A 19549-nucleotide genomic window follows, 5' to 3' on the forward strand; every position below is an offset into this window, starting at 1 on the left:
TTTTGTAAGTAATATTTTGCTAAAAAGTTCTAAAGGAAAAAAATGAGATTTGATAAACTTTATAAAGGTAAATTAGTAAAAAGATATAAAAGATTTTTGGCTGATATTATTTTAGATAGTGGAGAAGAAATAACAGCCCATGTACCAAATAGCGGTGCAATGACTTCTTGTATAGAACCAAATTGTGATGTTTGGGTGACTTTTCACGATAATCCAAAAAGAAAATTAAAGTATACTTTAGAACTAACGAAGATGCACGATATTTTGATTTGTACAAATACAGGTGTTGCAAATAAGATTGCCATAGAAGCTATAAGAAATGGAACAATCAAAGAACTTCAAGGATATAGTTCTCTGACTCCTGAGCAAAAATATGGAATAAATTCTAGAATTGATATTTTATTAGAAAATGAAAAAGTAAAGTGTTATGTGGAAGTGAAAAGTGTAAGTTTAAAGATTAATGATTCTTTGGCTTTTCCAGATGCTGTAACAACAAGAGGAAAAAAACATCTAGATGAATTGGTTTCTATGGTAAAAGAAGGACATAGAGCTGTAATGTTATATGTGATTCAAAGAACAGATAACTTGCCATTTACAATTGCAAAAGAGATTGACCCAAAATATAATGAAGCTTTAAAAGAGGCTATGAATAGTGGTGTTGAGGTTTTAGTTTACCAATCAGATATTACACTTGAAGAGATAAATTTAAAAAAGAAATCAAGTTTACAAATATAGTAAGTATCTACTCTAGCTTTTTTGCAAAGATATTAGCTAAATTCATCACTAAAAAGAGCCTAACTATGTGATGAATAGCGATATATGGAACATTTGCTCCTACAATAATAGCTATTAAATTTATATCTGCTTGACCACCAGGAGAAAATGCTAATAAAATAGACATAATTGGGAAGTCAAAAAAATAACTAACTGTTAAAGTAAAAGCTGTTGTTATACAAGCTAGGATTATAAAGTGACCAAAGGTAGAAAATAAAGTTTTAATAACTACCTCTAGTTTTATGCCTTTAAAGGTAAAACCAATGATTGTACCAAAAATTACTTGCACAAATTTAAGTAATTCATCAGGTGGTCTTGAGTCAACAAAACCAATACTAAAAGCAAAAATACTTAAAAACATTGGACCCATTAAAAAAGCAGCAAAAAGATTTAGTTTTTTTCCAACAATTGCACCAATTGTTCCTATACAGACAAGATAAAAAAGCTGTTTTAAATCAATTTGGCTTAATGTTTCGGTAATTACTTGGTTACCACTTACATCAACATTAAAAATATAATGAACAATAAAAGGTAAGCTTAGAACTATGAATAAGAGTCTAGAAGATTGTACAAGTGTGATCTTTCTTGTATCGGCTTTTATTTGTTCCCCTAAAATCACAAGTTCGATTAAACCCCCTGGAATAGAGCAAAAGAAAGCTGTCTTTTTTTCAAAATTTAATATTTTGTAATAATAAAACATTCCCAATAAAATTGTTATAATTGTAAAAGGGATAACAAGAAGTAAAGAGAAAAAATATACATTCAAATAGTTTAAAATCTCAGGACTAAACGCACTTCCAATGGTTACCCCTATTATGACTCTTGCAGGACTAGAAAATATTTTTGGACTTTTTAATGGAAGAGTATCATACCTTACTGCAAAAGATGTAGCACAAATAGAACCTAAAAGCCAAGGAATAGGCAAATTTAAATATATGAAAATGATAGAACCCAATGCTCCAATGCCAAGTGTTAATACTATTTTTAATAAGTCTTTAATTGCATTGGTAAAGGAAACACTATCTATATTCATTTATATCCTTATATTTTTTACTAATCTGATCATAAAATTCTATTGATCCATCTATTAAATTATAATACCAACCATGAATAGTAATCTCTTTTGTAAGAACTTTTCTTTTTATTGCTGGGTATGTTAGTAGATTTTTTAATTGACATATTATAGAGTTTTTTTCTGTTGCTTTATATAAATCTTGTTTATTTTTATAAAGATGTTTATTTTTTAGGGTCATATCTTTTGCTTTTTTACCCAGTTCTAGCCACTTTCTTATATTTATGTAATCATTTGTATTTGGAATATCTTCATATAAACTTTGACATGCTCCACAATATGAATGTCCACAAACTATTATATTAGATACTTTTAAAACTGAAACTGCATATTCTATGGCAGAAGCATTCCCATGAAAATTACCATCTGTACTATATGGAGGTACAAAATTGCCTATATTTCTAAGGGTAAATAAATCACCTGGTTTATTTCCTACCATAAAATCAGTTGTTATTCTACTATCGCAACAACTTATAAATAAGATTTCAGGTTTCTGACCATTTGTTATTAGTTCATTGAGATTATCTTTAAACTCTTCAAAGTGATATTTACGAAATAGTTTATTACCTCGTATTAAATTCTTTATTGGATTCATAAAATATAATATCTGTAAATAATGTAATTAAAATCAAATTATTTATATCTCTATTGAGAATATTGCTCCATTAGTAGAGTTTTTCACTTTAATTGTTCCATTCATCTTTTCTTCAATAATCATTTTTGTCATATACAGTCCAATCCCTGTACCATATTCATATTTTGTAGTGAAGTAAGGATCAAAAATCTTATTTATAATAGTATCGTCTATTCCTCCTGCATTATCTTCAATATGTAAGCATAACTTCTCATTTTTTTGAGCATAAATTCTTATTTGTGGATTTTTGATATTTTTTTCCAATAAGATATCTTTTGCATTTGATATTATGTTCATAATTGCTTGGGAATATTCATTTTTATATCCATCAATTTTGTAATCTTCTTCTATATTTATAATAAGTTCTATATGGTGGAAAGTAAGAGTAGATTTTACTATTTTTACTGCATTATCTATGGCTTCATTTAAATAAAAGAGTTCTTTTTTTGAATTTGGATTAAAGAAGTTTCTAAAATCATCAATTGTTTTTGACATATATTCAAGTAAATCATTTGCTTCATCAACTCTATTTTGAAGATACTTTTTATCTAATTCTTTATAATCATAAGCAGATTCAATATCAAAAAATAGTCCTGAAACTTGAGATAAGGGTTGTCTCCATTGGTGGGCGATATTACCTATCATCTCACCCATTGCTGCCATTTTTGATTTTTGTATTAAGATATTTTGTTGTTTTACTTTCTCTTCTTTTAGAAGTGTTCTCTCTGTAATATCCCTCAATGAAGCAAACAGTAAATTTTGGTTTTCATATGAATAAATAATTGCATTTAACTCTATAGTTCTTGTTTGTTTATCTTTTGTAAATAATTTTACTGTTTTAACTAAAGAGTTTGATTGTCTGATTTCTTCTAAACTTAATTGATCAAATAAGTTAAAAAAGTCTTTATATAATATCTCATTTGACTCATAACCTATAGTTTTAAGAGCAGTACTATTTAAACTTAAAATGCGAGTACTATTATTGATTATTTCAGAGATTATAAAACCATCATTACTATAGTTAAAAAGTAGGGCATATTTCTCTTCATTTTGTTTAACTCTTTTTCTATATTGGCTAAAAAGCTCTTCTATCTTTCTTGTAAATAGTAGGGAAAAAAAGAAAAAAATTATAGTCATGACTATAATGATGATGATTAGTTTTATTATATTTTTGTAAAGATTATCCAAAGATATTTTAGTCTCTTTTTTAACTATTTGATTGATATTTGATAGGTTTACTCCAACTGCTATAAAATATCTATACTCTTTGATATAAGTAGCATAAAAGAGCTTTTGATTATAGTCATAATAAGTTGCTTCATTTGCCTTATAATTTGTTTTTATAAGAAGTTCTTTTATTGCTTCAAGTTCTTTATTTGAAGTTTTTATGTTTTTTTGTATTAGAAGTTTGCTTTGATCTAGGATATTATTTATACTATTTAGTTTATAAATAAAAATAAACTCATCATTATTGAAACCTTGTAGGGTGATTTTTTTTAGAAGTTTATCTGTCAACTCCACATGATTACTCTCCAAATTACTAGCTGAACCTATTATTAGACCTAACTCTTTTAGATGTCTTGAATAAGTGATTCTTTTATTTGGTCTGTACCAATTATAGTCTAAAAAGTTTTGCGTATTTTCATTTGCATTTATCATTTTATTGATAAATTTCACCCCATCCAAATCTTCAAAATCAAGAAAGTTTATACCTTCATTTTTTGGGTAATCTGTATTTAAAAGTAGAGTTCCTTTTGTATTCAAAACAAAATAGTTGATATCATTTTTTTCTTGGGCAATTTCTTTTAATGATTTTTTTATTAGGTTTATTTGTTCTTCTTTGGAAAGTTTTTTTGAAGTTTTATATAAAGAATATGCTAAATTATATGCGATTATTGATTGGTTTTTTATTCTTTGTTTTTTGCTATTTATTATTGAAAGAGTTTCAAAATCTATGTCATTTTTAAGATTTTGAACTGATGTCTTAATATAAAACATCTCCCTTTCGATTAATGTATTTTTGAAACTTTTTATATGAGTTCTAAAGTTACTATATTCTGTTTTTATTAGAACTATACCAATTATAGTTGCTACTATTAAAATAATAATTGTAGAACTGAGTAAAGTAGTCTTTTTTATTCCTTGTTCTACTGTTTGATTATAGTTATTTTTCAAGATTTAGTTTGTACCCCATATTTGAAATATTTTTAATACAATTAAATGGAATCTTTTTTCGTAAAAAACCAAGAGAGGTTCTTAAAGAATTTAAACTCATATATTCTCCATCCCAAACATGTTGTTCTATCTCTTCATAAGATACCACTCTATTTTTATTTAATACTAAAAGTTTCAAAAACAATAACTCTTTTTTTGTGAGATTGATTACTTGACCTTTATTATAAAATAAAGAAGTATTGTTGTCAAAATAAAATTCATCACCCAAAGTGATTTTGAAATCTTTCTCTTTTTCTAATGCTTCTACTGCTTTTGAAAGTGCTGGAAGAAGGTTTCTACTTGTAAGGGGTTTGATAATATATTTTTCAAGGTTTAATTCAATGGCATCCATTAAATAACTTTTTTCACTAAATGCTGTTGAGATTATGATTTTTGTAGTTGTGTCTTTTTGTCTTATTTTTTTTGCTAAAGATATACCATCAAGTTTTGGCATTTTTATATCTGTTAAAATAATATCTGGATGGTATTTTTTATAAAGTTCGTAGCCTTCTTCTCCATCTTTTGCTTCATATAGCTCATTGAACATGCGATTTAAGAATCGTGAATTGATGGTTCTTACGCCTTCATCATCTTCAATATATAAAATAGTATATTTTTTAAAATCATCCATTACTACCTCTTTTTAAAGCAAAAGAGAAAATCAATTCTCTTTTTTCTTTCTAATTTTAGCTGAAAATTCACCAAATAAAGGAACTAACAATAAAATTATCGTGATGATTAATATTGATAAAGTAATAGGTCTTTCCCATAGAAAAGATAAAGAACCATCACTAATAGTCAATGCTCGTCTTAAATTGTTTTCCATCATTCCACCTAAAATAAAACCTAAAATCATAGGTGCCATTGGAAAATCAACGATTCTTAAAAACAGAGCAACAACTGCAAAAACTGTCATCATATAAATATCAAAGTTATTAAAAGTAACCAAATAAACCCCAACAAGTGAGAAGAATATAATCAACGGTAACAACAACTGTTTAGGTAGTGTTAAAAGCTTAGCAATATATGGAATCAATGGTAAATTTAAAACTAAAAGTACAAGGTTCCCAATATACATAGAAATAATAACTGACCAAAATAGTTCTGGATTATCTACATACATCGTAGGTCCTGGTTGAACTCCATAAGAAATTAAAGCACCTAAAATAATAGCTGTAGTTCCACTTCCTGGAATACCTAAAGTAAGTAAAGGCACAAAAGAACCAGAACAAGCTGCATTGTTGGCACTTTCAGGAGCTGCAAGTCCTTTGATACTTCCTTTTCCAAAGCTTAGTTTGTCTTTCACACTGGCAATTGATCGCTCCATCCCATAAGCTAAAAATGAAGCAATTGTTGCACCTGCTCCTGGAAGAACACCAATAAAAAATCCAAGAACTGAAGATCTACCAATAGTTGGAACCATCTCTTTTACTTCTTCTCTTGTTAGTCTTAGACTTCCAATATCTTTTTTAAGTGCTTCTTCTTCCTCTTTTGTTGTTTGGTGACTTTCTAAAACATTCATCAAAGCCTCAGATAAAGCAAAAGCAGCCATAGCTAAAAGTAAAAATGAAATCCCATCAATCAAATCCAATCTACCAAAAGTAAATCTAGCAATACCAGAATCAGAATCACTTCCTACCGTTGCTAACATAAGACCAAAGATAGTCATAATAGCAGCTTTTAAAAACTTACCTTTTCCAGCAAATGCAGCAACTGCTGTCAGACCTAAAACCATCAAAGCAAAATAATCAGATGACTGAAAACTTAAACTTACAGATGCTAAAGCAGGAGCTGCAAAAAGTAAGAATATAGCAGCAATTGTCCCACCTGAAAATGAAGAATAAGCAGCGATTGCTAAGGCTTTTCCCGCATGTCCATTTTTTGCCATTGGGTAACCATCAAATGATGAAGCAACAGTTCCAGCAACTCCTGGAGCATTAATCAAAATAGATGAAGTAGAACCTCCAAATATTGCACCATAATAAACACCTGCAATCAAAATAAGTCCAGAAGATGGTTCCATCCCATAAGTAATAGGAATCATCAAGGCAATTGCAGATATTGGACCTAGTCCTGGAAGCATACCAATGAATGTACCAGCAAAACACCCAATTGCTACCATTAGGATATTATATGCGCTAAGAGCCGTTCCTGCTCCTTGTAATATACCATCTAACATTAGTTTACTCCTAATAAATTATTGATAAAGTCGCCTGCATCTATATATACCCCTAAAACATTGTTTAGTAATACATAAAATCCCACAGATACTCCAACTGATATTAAAAATATTCTTTTTATATTTCTCTCTTTTAAGATAAAAAATCCTATTGCTAAAAATATCATTGTAGAAAAAATAAAACCTAATGGTCTTATTGTAAACCCATAAAAAATCATAAGTATAATAAAAAGTGTCGTAGTTTTTAAATCTAAACTTCTTAAATAAGTTAATGATAGGTTTTCTTCATTTTTTTCTAATAGTGATAAAATTAATAAAATTATTGATACGATAATTCCTGTTAATCCAATATAATAAGGAAATGTAGAAGCGGTCATTACTTCAAACTGTGCCATTGGCATCTTTTTTATACTAAATACAGAATAAAAATAGAAACTTGAAAAAGCTAAAAAAAATATTGAGCCTATTGTATTTTTTGTCATTTGTTGTCCTTTATATAAATAGAGCAAAAGCTCTATTTATCCTATAGAAATCCCATTTCTTTCATCAAAGATGAGATTGTTTTTTCTTGATTTTCTAGGAATGTTTTAAATTGAGTTGTTGGTTTATATAAATTTGCCCAACCATTTCTTGATCTAACTGTTTCCCACTCTTTTGTTTTGTACATATCCCCAAGAACTTTTGCAAAAGCATCGATTTTTTCTTGTGGTAAGTTTGGTGCTCCAAAAAAACCTCTCCAGTTAGCAAAATATGCATCTACACCCATACTTTTGAAACTTGGGATTCCATCAATTGATTCATCAGAAGTAATACCTATGATTCTTACTTCACCTTTTTTATGTTTTTCTAAAACTTCTCCAAGTCCTGTTGATAAAATATCAACTTCACCTGTTAATAATCCTGCAAGCGCTTTTCCTCCCGCATCATAAGGCACATATCTTACATTTGTTGGGTTTCCACCTGCTGCTTTAAAGATTTGTGCAGCTACAAGGTGATCCATACTTCCTCTTGAACTTCCACCTGCGATTTTTATTTTTCTTGGATTTTTATCAAAAGCAGCTTTTACATCAGCCCAAGTTTTATATTTAGAGTCAGTTCTTACAACTAAAGCTCCATAATCAGCAACAACCGCAGAGATTAAAGATAAGTCTCTAAATGATTGAGGAAATACACCTTGTAATGATCTAATTACGATTGGAGTTGAATTTACCATTAATGTATCTTGTTGTTTGTCAGCAGTTTCTATTAAGTAAGCGATAGCTTTTCCACCACCACCTCCTGACATATTTTCAAAAGAAGTTTCGTCAACTAAACCAGAATTCTTAAGAGCTTCCCCAACTCCTCTAGCAGTCCCATCCCAACCACCACCGGCACCACCAGGGATTAGGAAATGGATTTTTTCAACTTCTGAAGCAACAGAAGTCATAGCTAATCCAGCAACTAAGCAACTAGCCAATGCAACATTTTTGCAAATTTTTGAGATTTGTAATTTCATTTTTCGTCCTTTGTTTGTTTCTATCCAAATATTAAATGAAAAAAATGTAAGAAAAATAAAATAAATATTTATTTAGAGAATTTCTTTTAAAAGGTATAAAAAACAATTACAAAAAGGAACATAAGATTTTGATGATAAAATGAAGGGAATTTTGGGCAAAAAAAAAGAGGCTTCGTGGACCTCTTTTTTTGGAGAACAAATGAAAAAAGACGTTCGCATTCGTCTTATAAAGAAATTATAACTGTTGATGATAAATGGATAAATAATCAAAGGTTAACAAAAAGATAACTTGACTAAAAGTTTATAAATTTGTAAAAAAATGTAATAGTAAAGTTTGAAAATAGATTTTGAGTTTGTATATTTTTGGGCAAAAAAAAAGAGGGTTCGCGACCTCTTTCTTTAGGAGAACAAATGAAGACGTTCGTATTTGTCTTATAAGATAATTATAACAGCTGATAATGAATGGATAAATAATCAATAGTTAATGGATAGATAACCTGATGGGTAAATTTCTCTTGAAGACCTAAAGGTCTCCGCTTTCTTACTTTTTGGTCTCGAAAAAGTAAGCAAAAAAGACTGCCGAATTGATGAAGGCAGAGCTTCCTAAGCTTTTAGTCTTTCTTTTCTGCGTTGCGGGACTCGCTGAAAGAGTGCGTTTAGCACTCTTTCTTTACGCTCAAACATGTCCTCACTTTTCACCGAAAATAAAGCCTAAAATCTTAGCTTCATCAAAGGCAGGATTTAGTGCCATACGGTTTGAACAAATATTATAGTATTACTGAAATTTAAATGTTGGCTGATGTTGTTTTTCAAATACACGGCTAAAATTTTCTTTAAATTCATCAGGAGTATTAGATAATTCCATTATTGTAATAATTTTTGTTATATGTTTTTCAAGGTGTGGGATACCAATATCTCCAGAAAGAAATTGATGATGTTTTTTAGTTCTATGTCCTTTTTGAGATTTTGGGTTTTTTACTCTAAGTTCTTCTAATACACCATCTGGTAAATAATCATATATATATGTATTTGTAAATTTTCCTAAGTATTGAGGGTGTTTCATTGTTGTTGGATTAAAATCGTCCCAATTATATAACCTATATAACTCTTCATAATATTTTCTTGGAAATCTTGATTGCCATTTAAGGAAATCTTCTGAAATATAAGCTTTTAATATTTCTTGTAATGCATTACTTTCTCTATCATATTGATATCCTGTTGCTTCATCTATAAGAGCTGTAATACCAACTTTAGCAAGAGATCTTATAAGGATATTTGCTTGAACAGCTAATTTCTCTTGACTTTCATGAAGGGAACCATTATCAAATGCAATTAAGTACAATTCACAAATTAAAGGTATAAGTTCTGCATCATAACCACTAGAGATACTTCCATTATTTAAATAATAATTTATTGGTATGGATTTTTCTCTTAATTCTTCAGTAATATATGGTAATAAGTTCTTTGCACCAATAATTGAAGGTAATCCATCTAGTCTTTTTTCACCTTTCCTAGGTCTATTGAATGCGTCAAACAATGCTGTTTGAGTTATTATTCTTTTGCCATTGCTTAATACAGCACAAGAAATAGTTTTATCACCTAATAGTAGTTCCCCTTTATGTGTACATTCAAAAACATCAAGAGCCATTATTTATCCTTTTGTCATATAAATTTATTACAATTATGACAAAAAAAGTCATATATGTCAAGAGTAATTAGTGACAATAATTTATTAGAGGTTAATATTTTTGTTCTAATCAAGGAAGAGGGACATTTTAAGCAAAGGAGCATAGGCTCCTATGTGAGTGCTTAAAATGTTTTTCTGACGCAGAGTAGGGCAAAAAGATTGACCTCTAAACTCTGGCTTCTTCTCTTTTTTGTAGATACTCCCATTTGGCATCTACTCTTTTTTGCCATTCTTCTATGATATGCTCATTTTCTGGTTTAAACAGGTGTTTAAATCTTGGTTGGAAACCTAAATAGTCTCTTACTGGTACTATATTTTTTGGTCTATATGTTATATTTAATTCTGTTCCATCTATGATTTCATATAGTGGGAAAACTAGCGAATCAACTGCTAAATCTGAGGCTTCTATTGTCTCATGTGGTTGAAATTTCCACTCTGTTGTACAGGCACTCATTGCATTTATAAATACAGGTCCTTTTGTATCAAATCCTGTTTGGATCTTTTTAATCATATCTTTCCATTTATTTGGTGCAACTTGTGCTACATATGGTGAACCGTGTGCGGCCATGATTGCTAGCATATCTTTTTTATTTCTTTTTTCACCATAAGAAGTACTTCCTGCTGGTGCTGTTGTTGTAGATGAACCAATAGGAGTAGAAGATGATCTTTGACCTCCTGTGTTTGCATAAACTTCATTGTCTAAACAAACATACATAAAGTCATGTCCTCTTTCAAAACATCCTGAAATCCATTGGAAACCAATATCATAAGTTGCTCCATCTCCACCAAATGTTACAAATTTTGGTTCAGGAGTTGATGGATCGATTCTTCCTTTTTTTCTTAACACTTTATTCATAGTCTCAGCACCTGCGATTGCAGTTGAGGCATTTTCAAATCCTATATGAATCCAAGAACAGTCCCATGAAGTATGTGGATAAATAGCTGTACAAACTTCTAAACATCCAGTTGCTGCTGATACTACTAAGTTATCATTTGTAGCATTTAGTACTTCTCTTACAATAATTGAGTGTGCGCAACCTGGACATAAAACATGAGAACCCTCAAATCTTTCAGCCGCAGTTGAAAATGTTTTTAAGTTTTTGATTACTTTTTGATTACTCATATTTTCTCCTTAGTGTTCATAAAAACTTAACTCAGGACCTCTTACACCGTGTAGTGTTTGAATTTTCCCATTAAGTTTTCCATTTTTTGCTTCTTCATTTAAAGAAACAAAAATCTCTTTTAATTCATTTACAATAATATCTCTTCCACCTAAACCATATACTAAGTTTTTAAGTACTGGTCTAGCTTGGGTATTAAATAAGGCTCCCGCAACTTCATTGTATAAAGTTCCAACCGTTCCACCAGGTGCACTTCTATCCATACATGCTATAGCTTTTACATTTTGTAATTTTGAAGCCAATTGTGTAAGAGGAAATGGTCTAAAAAGTCTTGGTGCTAAAACACCAGCTTTTATTCCTGTTTCTTCTCTTATGGCATCAACTGCTATCATTGCTGTTTCATAAGTAGTTCCTAAACATACAATTACAACATCTGCATCTTCTACTTTATATGATTCTACAAGATTATATTTTCTTCCACTAATTTTTTCAAACTCTTCAAAAACTTCTTCCACAACAAAAAGTGAACCCATTAGGGCTGCATGTTGTTTAGCTTTATGTTCAAAGTGCCAGTCATGCTCTGTTTGAACTCCATGAGTAACTGGATTTGTAAAATCCAACATTGCATTTACTTGCAAATAATCACCTACAAAATCATAAGCCACTTTATCTGATAGTGGTCTTACTGTTTGGGCTGTATGGGAAGTCAAAAATCCATCTTGGTTAGAGATAACTGGAAGTCTTACATCTTTGTGTTCTCCGATTTTAAAAGAGCATAAAGTTAAGTCATAAGCTTCTTGAGCATTAAATGAGTCAAGTTGAATCCATCCTGAATCTCTTGTAAGATACATATCTGAATGGTCTCCATTTACATTTAAAGGTGCGGCTAAAGCTCTATTTACTAAACATAAAACAACTGGAATTCTCATACCAGAACATTGATATAAAACTTCAACCATCAAGGCACAACCTTGTGATGAAGTGGCAGTTGCAACTCTTCCCCCCGCAGCTCCTGCACCAACACAGCCAGACATTGCTGCATGTTCTGATTCCACCATAATGATTTCGCCATCTACATATCCATTTGCATGAAAAGAAGCATAAGTTTCAACTGTATTTGTTGAAGGTGTTATAGGATAAGCAGCAAGTACATCAACAGCTGCTTGTCTAAATGCTTGAGCATTACAGGTATTTCCATCCCAAACTTCTACTTTATTTAGTTCCATTTCTTTGCTATTCATTATTTCTCACCTTTTTCTTTTTTAAGAGGCCACTTTGTAAGTGCTAATTCATTTTTTTCTGTTTCATTAAACATCATCAATGATTTTGGATTTGTAGGACATACTTCAACACAGATTCCACAACCTTTGCAGTGGGTATAATCTATACCTTGAATCTCTTTATTTCTTGAAATCACTGCACTATCTGGACAATAAATCCAACAGTTTTGACAGTCAATACACAATTCAGTATTCCATACTGGCTTCATTACTCGCCAATCCCCCACATAAAGATTTTTAGAGCTTGTCTCGGCATATGTTCTATCTTCTGGATTTGTTTGGGCAAGAACAGATTCAACTGCTTGATCAAATGAAAAAAGTGCCGCCCCAGGTACTAATTCATCCCATCCCATATCTTTTATTGATTTACTCATGATTTACTCCTTAATGTACTTCATTATATGCTCTCTCAATAGCAATCATATTTGCATCGATTATCTTTTGAGGAAGTTTTTTAAGTACTGATTTCATTGCATTTTGGAAATACTCTAATTCAAACATACCACTTACTTTCATAAACGCCCCTAGCATTGGTGTGTTTGGAATAGGTCTTCCTATTGTCTCTTGAGAAATTTGTAAACAGTCTAATGTAAAAGTTCTACTTTCTCTACCATGTAAAGCTGGAATAGCTTCTATTAACTCTTCTTTACTAAGGTGTGTTGTAATTATGTACTTAGTATCTTCCGTTTCATTAGCTGTAAAGTCATCTGTAAATGCTAATGCTGGGTCTAATATAAATACAAAGTTTGGTTGCATGAATTTCTCATGATTTATGATTTGCTTGTCATCTATTCTGTTATAAGCAGTCATAGAAGCACCTCTTTTTGCAGATCCATAAAATGCAAAAGCTTGAACTTCTTTCCCCGTTTCTGCTACAACTGAACCTAGACCTTTTGCTCCAGTAACTGCCCCTTGTCCTGCTCTACTGTGCCATCTAATTTCTAACATTATTAGCTCCTATAATATTAACTATAAGTATATTTTATGACTAAAATTTTCGTAAAGTCACAATAACTGTAAGTATTCTATCCCTATAAATCTTTAGTGAATTTTAAATCAATATATATAATTATATATTTTAAGTAAGAGTAAAGAATATCTACCTTTTTACTTACATTTTTGTAGAAAATAAATAGAGCAAATGACCATTAAGTCATACATAAGCTTGTATTTATATTCATTAAGTGTGTATATTTCTTGTTTTAAATGGTTATTAGCCCTATAAAAGGGGCTTGTGAGTACTATAAAAGAGTAAAAGTACAAAAAATGGCTTTTAATCTTAAATTTGACTTAAAATTAATAAATTTTCAGCAAAATCTATTTTAACTTTTGAAAAAAGAGAAAAAAAGAGAAAAAATTGTTTTTTTTCAAGAGGCTATTTTCTAAAAAATAGCCAAATTCTTAAAAGTGGGTAGAATTGAATTAAATAAAAAATTAATAATTCAAGTTAAATTAGAACTAAGCTTTTAGAGTGTATTTTTGGATTAGTTCAACTGCTTCAAAAGAATTTGCGGTAATATGACTAGTAAGTTCACATAAGTCTTCTTCTTTTCCATATCCACATAATACTCCGACACAATTTATCTCAGCCCCATTTGCAGAAATCAAATCTAAATGGGTATCTCCTACCATCCAAACATTTGAGCCCTTTTGTATATTCATTTGATTTAATGTTTTTAAAATAGGTTCTGGATGAGGTTTTGGATTTTCTACATGTTCTCTTCCTGTAATTACTTCAAAATATTTTAAAATATCAAAATGTTCTAATAAAGGAATAGTGTAAGCTCCTGTTTTAGTTGTAACTACTGATAATCTTGCAAATTGACTAGCTAATTCTAAGGCTTCTTTTGCCTTTTCAAGTAAGAGAGTTTTTTTAGTTGATATAAGTTTATATCTCTGTTTATACGCAGCAACATAATCCCAAGCTAACTCTTTTTCAATACCTAATTCCATGTACATTATTTCTAAAGGATATCCAATGAGTGATTTGATATCTTCATCATTTCCTGTAAATTCATAATTCATCACTTCAAATGAGTGATGAAAGGTAGATACAATAGCATCTGTTGAATCAATCAATGTTCCATCTAAATCAAATAGTATTACATTTTCCAATATTTTTTCCTTATTATTCATCTTCTTTTATCCAATCTTTTTGATTATGAGTTATTCCTATAAAAGATGGTTCTATATTTTTTATTTTTTTGCTTACTACTGTTATTGAGTTTGGAATGTATAAAAATAGATATGGTGTATCATGGGCAATTATACGAAATATTTTTTTGTATATTTTGCTTAACTCTTTTTTATCAATTGTAGTTGAACCTTTGACAATAAGGTCATCAACTTCTTTATTTGAATATCCTACTAAATTAAATCTTCCTTTTTTCATAGAATCACTATGCCATAAAGGATAAGCATCTGGCATAAGAGCTAAACTCCAGCCTAATACGATAGCTTCAAAATTTCTAGGATGAACAACTGTATTTAAAAAAGCTTGCCACTCCATGACTCTTATTTTCATCTTAACACCAATCTTTGCTAATTGGTATTGAATGATTTGAGTGGTATTTATTCTGGTGTCATTTCCTGTGTTTGTAATCACTTCAAAACTCAAGGGATGATTTTCATCATAACCTGCAAGTTTCAATAATCGTTTTGCTTCAACAATATTTTGTTTTATAGGTTTAACTGTATCATCATAAGCAAAGGTTCCTGGTAAAAAAGGGCCATTACAAACCTCTCCATGACCAAAAAATAGTATGTCAATTATCTCTTGTCTATCTATGGCTAAGGATAAAGCTCTTCTTACATTTATATCTTTGAATTTCTTTTTCTTTAAATTAAAGCCCAAGTAGTCAAAAGCAAAAGCTGGTTTTTCTATGATTTGATAATTTTTTTTAAACTCTTTATCTATTTGTCTATCTATTTGTAAGGGAGTCAAGCTTCCAAGATCAAGTTTGTTTTGTTTTAAATATAAAAATGAAGTACTAGGATCTGGTAGGAATTTAAAATTTAATTCATTAATTTTAGGTTTTCCTTCAAAATATTTATCAAAGGCATAAAGTCTTATATCACTTCCTAATTTAAAGCTATCAAGTCTATATGAGCCTGTTCCTATTGGATGTTTATTAAATGAACTAGTCATTAGGTCTTTTTCATCTTTTAAAATATGTTTTGGTATTACTCCAAACATCCAAATTTCTAAAGCTTTAAAGTAGGGCTTTTTATAAACAACTTCTACTGTGTAATCATCTATTTTAGATAGGCTTTTTACTTCTTTAAAGTTTGATTTGATTGTAGTAAAAACTTTTGGGTCATTGATTTTCTCATAGGTAAATATTACATCATCAGCTGTGAATTTTTTCCCATCATGCCAGAGTACATTTTTTTTAAGTTTTATTACTAAGTGAGTATTATCAATAAATTCATATGAAGAGGCTAGGTCAGGGACTACATTTGCATTCTTGTCATATTTAAATAAGCCATTAAATAACCAATCAGCGATTTCACTACTTGCAGTATCATTAGCTAAAATAGGGTTTAATCTAATAGGTGAACTACTTATTGATAAGTTTAAGGTACTCGCACTTAAATAAGTGAATAAGCAATAGTGAATAATAAATAATAGAAGGGCTAACTTTTTCATGGTGTATTGTAATATCTTTTTATAAAAAAGTGCATAAAAAAAGGAGCAACTTTCGTCGCTCCTTAAGATATAAAGAAATATAAAATTCCAAAAATTCCAATTATCTTTTTGAGAATTGAGTAGATTTTCTTGCTTTTTTCTTTCCGTATTTTTTTCTCTCTACAGATCTTGCATCTCTAGTTAGTAATCCATAAGGTTTTAAAACAGCTCTAAATTGTTCATCAAATGCAACTAATGCTCTTGAAATACCATGTTTAGCAGCATCAGCTTGTGCAGAATACCCTCCACCAAGAGTTTTAACAACGATATTTACAGAAGATTCTTGTTTAGATACTTCTAAAGGTCTCATTACTCTTTTTTTGATAGCTTCGTGTCCACCTAACCATGCGTCTAAAGTTTGACCATTAATAGAAACTTGTCCATTACCAGCTTCTAACCATACTTTTGCGATAGAAGATTTTCTTCTTCCAGTTGCGTATACTTTTGCCATTAGTCTTATCCTTTAATTTGCGCAGTGTGAGGGTGTTCGCTACCTGCGTATACTTTTAATTTTTTTAACATTGATTTACCAAGTTTAGTTTTTGGTAACATCCCTCTTGCTGCTAATTTATATAGCTTTTCAGGATTTTGTTCAAACATATCAGACATTTTGTGAGTTTTTGTACTACCAAAATAACCTGAGTGTGTATAGTAATTTTTAGTTTCTAGTTTAGTTCCAGAAAATTTTGCTTTTGTTGCATTTATGATAATTACGTTATCTCCACAGTCTACATGAGGAGTATAATTAGTCTTATTTTTACCTCTTAAGATTGTAGCAACTTCAGTAATGATTCTACCAAATACTTTATCAGTTGCATCTATAATAACCCAATCTCTATCAATTTCAGTGGCTTTTGCCATTTGAGTGAATTTCATCTACGTTCTCCGATTTAATTAATGAGCTGGAATAATAGTGTAGTAATACTTACAAATGGCTTAAATTAAGTGATTTTTAATATTTAATTATAAATTCAGAACCTTGAGCATAAACTGAGTGAATTTCAAGTTTAAAATTATGTAAAACTAGAATAGAATTTACTATAAATAATCCAAGTCCTAAAGAGTTATTCCAACCATTTTGTGAGACTCTGTAAAACTTATCTGTGATTTTTAGCAGTTCCATCTCAGATATTCCAATACCTAAATCTATAATTTTTAAATATTTGTCAGTAATTTCTATAGTAACTGTATCTTCTGAATATTTTAAAGCATTTTCTACTAAATTTGATATTGCCATAGAAAGCAGAGTTTCATCAGCTTCAAGAAGATGATTATCACCTTTTATTTCAATAGTTCTATTTGGGTACTTGTCTTTTAAATCAATACATAAAGAAGTACAAACATCTTTTAAGTGTATTTTCCTTTTTTCAATGTGCTCTTTTCCTTCTTCAAGTTTTAAAGCAAGTCTTAGTTTATCAATTATTTGAGTCATTTTATTTGCATTTGAATCAATCTTAGACAAAAATTTATCTCTCATTTGTTCAGGCAAATCTTTGTCATTTTGTAAAGTTTGAACATAACCTGTAATAATAGCAATTGGATTTTTAAATTCATGGGAAATTGCACTAATTATTTCATCTTTTTGTTTATTTGCAAGTCTTAACTTAGCTGTATGTTTAGCTTTTGTTTTCTCTTTTTTTTGAAGTCTAAGGGCAACTTTATTTAATAATCTATTAATAGTAAAAAACTCTTTAGTATGAAATACACTTAAGCTTATAGACTCTCTTTTTTTTGTAAGGCTAATTAAAAAATGTAAGATATTATCTGTCTCTTTTTTTATTTCATTAGAAATATAGTATGAAACTACAAAAGCTAAAAGTAGAAAAATAGAAAAAATAGCAATAAGTTGAAGACTTAATTTTATAAAATACTCTTTTATAGTACTTATATCGCTAGACATTCTTATGTAATAATTCTTACCATCGATTTCAACTTCTTTTGCAATATAAAGTAAATCTTTATTTAAAGTATTTGAGTATCTTGATATTTCACCATAATCACTAATTTTAGCATCAATTATTTCTTCTCTATTTAAGTGATTTCCCATAAGCGTTTTATCTTTGTCTGTTTCAGCAACTACTTTTCCTTTTGAATTGATAATGGTTACTCTAAGATTAGTTGCTTTCTTGATCTCTTGTACTTTTTTATCAATATTATCTAAGTTTGGAAGTACAATTGAAAGGGTATTGATGTTTGCTAATATATTTTTCTCAATTTGTTCTAAATATATTGTCTTAGACCAAAAATAAATTACAATTGAAATTAGTATAAGTATTGATAAAAAGATAAGTATAAAACTTCTAAGGAAAAACTGGTGAATTTTTAACAAAACATATATCCTTCACCACGAACAGATTTTATATATTTTTTATCACCTTTTGGGTCGATTTTAGTTTTTAATCTTTTTACTGCCACATTTACAGTTTTTAGTTTTTTTTCTAATGAGTCTTCCCATACAGTATCTAATAAATACTCTCTACTTAAAAGAATATCTTTGTTTTTAAAAAATTCTAAGAATAAATCATGTTCTAATGTTGTCAAATCTATTTTTGAATCATTTATAAAAAAACTTTTACTAGATTTTTTATAAGTAATATCTTTTATTTTTTCTATTTCAATATCTTTTTTTGTTCTTTTTATTACAGCTTTTACCCTAGCAATTAACTCTTTTAGATTAAATGGTTTAGTAATATAGTCATCCGCGTGTTTATCAAAACCTTCTAAAATATCTTCATCTTGGTCTTTTGCGCTAACATAAATTACTGGTATATTGTAACCTTTATTTTTTATGTCATTTATAAATGAAGTTCCTTCTATTCCTGGTAAATTTCTATCCATAAGTATTAAATCAATCTCTTCTTCATTTAAAACTTCATAAACTTTATCAGATGCATTTAAAAACCCAATTGTCTCAAAACCCTCTTTTTGTAGGGTATATTCTAAAAGTTCTAAAATATCAACTTCATCTTCAATTATCAATATTGTTGTATTATTCATCTGATTTCTCACTTATGTTATCAATTTTATGTATTCCTGGAGAGTATTTTATTGACATTATCCTAAAAATAAAAAATATAAATATAACAATTAGTAAAAAAACAATATCAACATAGTCCATTTTGGGATGTGAAGCTTGTATTATTACATCTCGTATTAAAAATATTATAAATAAATCAATTATAAATCGAAGTCTTAATTTCTCTTTTTTTATAAAATCAGAAATCATTTTAACAACTTCCATTATAACAATAAATTCAAGCATATAGATAATTGCTTTTGAGAATTCTAATCCCGAGATGATAATAGCAATGAATAAAATCATTGCTATTAGAACTTCATAGTTACTTCTAAAGTATCTGTTTATTTTTGCTAGAGCTCTTTTCATAAGTTAAAAAATAGTGTGAA

Annotated in this window: 20 protein-coding genes; 1 reads left to right on the forward strand and 19 read right to left on the reverse strand. The window is 29.3% G+C overall.

Going from position 1 to position 19549, the window contains the following annotated elements:
• Positions 1–42 precede the first annotated feature (42 nt).
• Positions 43–735 (forward strand): DNA/RNA nuclease SfsA, encoded by a 693-nt coding sequence (sfsA, locus tag LXN10_RS08000; RefSeq protein ID WP_375722532.1) that lies wholly within the window; start codon positions 43–45, stop codon positions 733–735.
• Positions 736–742: 7 nt separating this feature from the next.
• Here the strand turns inward: sfsA and LXN10_RS08005 are convergent, their stop codons facing one another.
• The 19 genes from LXN10_RS08005 to LXN10_RS08095 all read right to left on the reverse strand — a co-directional run bounded on the left by LXN10_RS08005 (position 743) and on the right by LXN10_RS08095 (position 19529).
• Positions 743–1807: an AbrB family transcriptional regulator gene (locus LXN10_RS08005; protein ID WP_375722533.1), complete on the reverse strand. Its 1065-nt coding sequence runs from the start codon at positions 1805–1807 to the stop codon at positions 743–745.
• On the reverse strand, positions 1794–2441 hold the full coding sequence (locus LXN10_RS08010) for a carbonic anhydrase (RefSeq protein ID WP_375722534.1): 648 nt from the start codon (positions 2439–2441) through the stop codon (positions 1794–1796). The genes LXN10_RS08005 and LXN10_RS08010 overlap by 14 nt, the downstream gene beginning before the upstream one ends.
• Before the next feature lie 42 nt (positions 2442–2483).
• Positions 2484–4655 carry a cache domain-containing protein gene (locus LXN10_RS08015; RefSeq protein ID WP_375722535.1) on the reverse strand — a complete coding sequence of 724 codons (2172 nt, stop codon included), beginning with the start codon at positions 4653–4655 and terminating at the stop codon, positions 2484–2486.
• On the reverse strand, positions 4645–5325 hold the full coding sequence (locus tag LXN10_RS08020) for a response regulator transcription factor (protein ID WP_375722536.1): 681 nt from the start codon (positions 5323–5325) through the stop codon (positions 4645–4647). Before LXN10_RS08020 ends, LXN10_RS08015 begins: the two co-directional genes overlap by 11 nt.
• A gap of 30 nt (positions 5326–5355) precedes the next feature.
• The gene (locus LXN10_RS08025) at positions 5356–6873 is read right to left on the reverse strand and encodes a tripartite tricarboxylate transporter permease (protein ID WP_375722537.1); all 1518 of its coding nucleotides are present in this window, start codon (positions 6871–6873) and stop codon (positions 5356–5358) included.
• Positions 6873–7355 carry a tripartite tricarboxylate transporter TctB family protein gene (locus LXN10_RS08030; RefSeq protein WP_375722538.1) on the reverse strand — a complete coding sequence of 161 codons (483 nt, stop codon included), beginning with the start codon at positions 7353–7355 and terminating at the stop codon, positions 6873–6875. Before LXN10_RS08030 ends, LXN10_RS08025 begins: the two co-directional genes overlap by 1 nt.
• Positions 7356–7396: 41 nt before the next feature.
• Positions 7397–8368 (reverse strand): tripartite tricarboxylate transporter substrate binding protein, encoded by a 972-nt coding sequence (locus LXN10_RS08035; protein WP_375722539.1) that lies wholly within the window; start codon positions 8366–8368, stop codon positions 7397–7399.
• Positions 8369–9143: 775 nt separating this feature from the next.
• On the reverse strand, positions 9144–10016 hold the full coding sequence (locus tag LXN10_RS08040; RefSeq protein ID WP_375722540.1) for a P63C domain-containing protein: 873 nt from the start codon (positions 10014–10016) through the stop codon (positions 9144–9146).
• A gap of 205 nt (positions 10017–10221) precedes the next feature.
• A complete protein-coding gene (locus tag LXN10_RS08045) occupies positions 10222–11178 on the reverse strand; it encodes a thiamine pyrophosphate-dependent enzyme (protein WP_129100914.1) in 957 nt (318 codons plus the stop codon).
• A gap of 9 nt (positions 11179–11187) precedes the next feature.
• Positions 11188–12417, reverse strand: coding sequence for a 2-oxoacid:ferredoxin oxidoreductase subunit alpha (locus tag LXN10_RS08050; RefSeq protein ID WP_375722541.1), 1230 nt, complete (start codon positions 12415–12417; stop codon positions 11188–11190).
• Complete coding sequence (locus LXN10_RS08055) at positions 12417–12830, reverse strand: 4Fe-4S binding protein (protein WP_375722542.1); 414 nt, start codon at positions 12828–12830, stop codon at positions 12417–12419. Before LXN10_RS08055 ends, LXN10_RS08050 begins: the two co-directional genes overlap by 1 nt.
• Before the next feature lie 10 nt (positions 12831–12840).
• The gene (locus LXN10_RS08060; RefSeq protein ID WP_375722543.1) at positions 12841–13404 is read right to left on the reverse strand and encodes a pyruvate flavodoxin oxidoreductase subunit gamma; all 564 of its coding nucleotides are present in this window, start codon (positions 13402–13404) and stop codon (positions 12841–12843) included.
• A gap of 510 nt (positions 13405–13914) precedes the next feature.
• A complete protein-coding gene (locus LXN10_RS08065) occupies positions 13915–14571 on the reverse strand; it encodes an HAD family hydrolase (RefSeq protein ID WP_375722544.1) in 657 nt (218 codons plus the stop codon).
• A 13-nt stretch (positions 14572–14584) separates the two neighbouring features.
• The gene (locus tag LXN10_RS08070; RefSeq protein WP_375722545.1) at positions 14585–16105 is read right to left on the reverse strand and encodes a peptide-binding protein; all 1521 of its coding nucleotides are present in this window, start codon (positions 16103–16105) and stop codon (positions 14585–14587) included.
• Positions 16106–16205: 100 nt separating this feature from the next.
• Positions 16206–16595 carry a 30S ribosomal protein S9 gene (gene rpsI, locus LXN10_RS08075; protein WP_013134101.1) on the reverse strand — a complete coding sequence of 130 codons (390 nt, stop codon included), beginning with the start codon at positions 16593–16595 and terminating at the stop codon, positions 16206–16208.
• Between the two features lie 5 nt (positions 16596–16600).
• Complete coding sequence (gene rplM, locus LXN10_RS08080) at positions 16601–17020, reverse strand: 50S ribosomal protein L13 (RefSeq protein WP_013134102.1); 420 nt, start codon at positions 17018–17020, stop codon at positions 16601–16603.
• Positions 17021–17096: 76 nt separating this feature from the next.
• Entirely contained in the window at positions 17097–18473 is a 1377-nt protein-coding gene (locus tag LXN10_RS08085; protein ID WP_375722546.1) for a HAMP domain-containing sensor histidine kinase, read from the reverse strand.
• Positions 18467–19141 (reverse strand): response regulator transcription factor, encoded by a 675-nt coding sequence (locus tag LXN10_RS08090; protein WP_375722547.1) that lies wholly within the window; start codon positions 19139–19141, stop codon positions 18467–18469. The genes LXN10_RS08085 and LXN10_RS08090 overlap by 7 nt, the downstream gene beginning before the upstream one ends.
• Positions 19134–19529, reverse strand: coding sequence for a phosphate-starvation-inducible PsiE family protein (locus LXN10_RS08095; RefSeq protein WP_375722548.1), 396 nt, complete (start codon positions 19527–19529; stop codon positions 19134–19136). Before LXN10_RS08095 ends, LXN10_RS08090 begins: the two co-directional genes overlap by 8 nt.
• Positions 19530–19549 lie beyond the last annotated feature (20 nt).

The sequence above is a fragment of the Arcobacter iocasae genome (assembly GCF_042214795.1).
Taxonomy (GTDB): domain Bacteria; phylum Campylobacterota; class Campylobacteria; order Campylobacterales; family Arcobacteraceae; genus Arcobacter; species Arcobacter iocasae.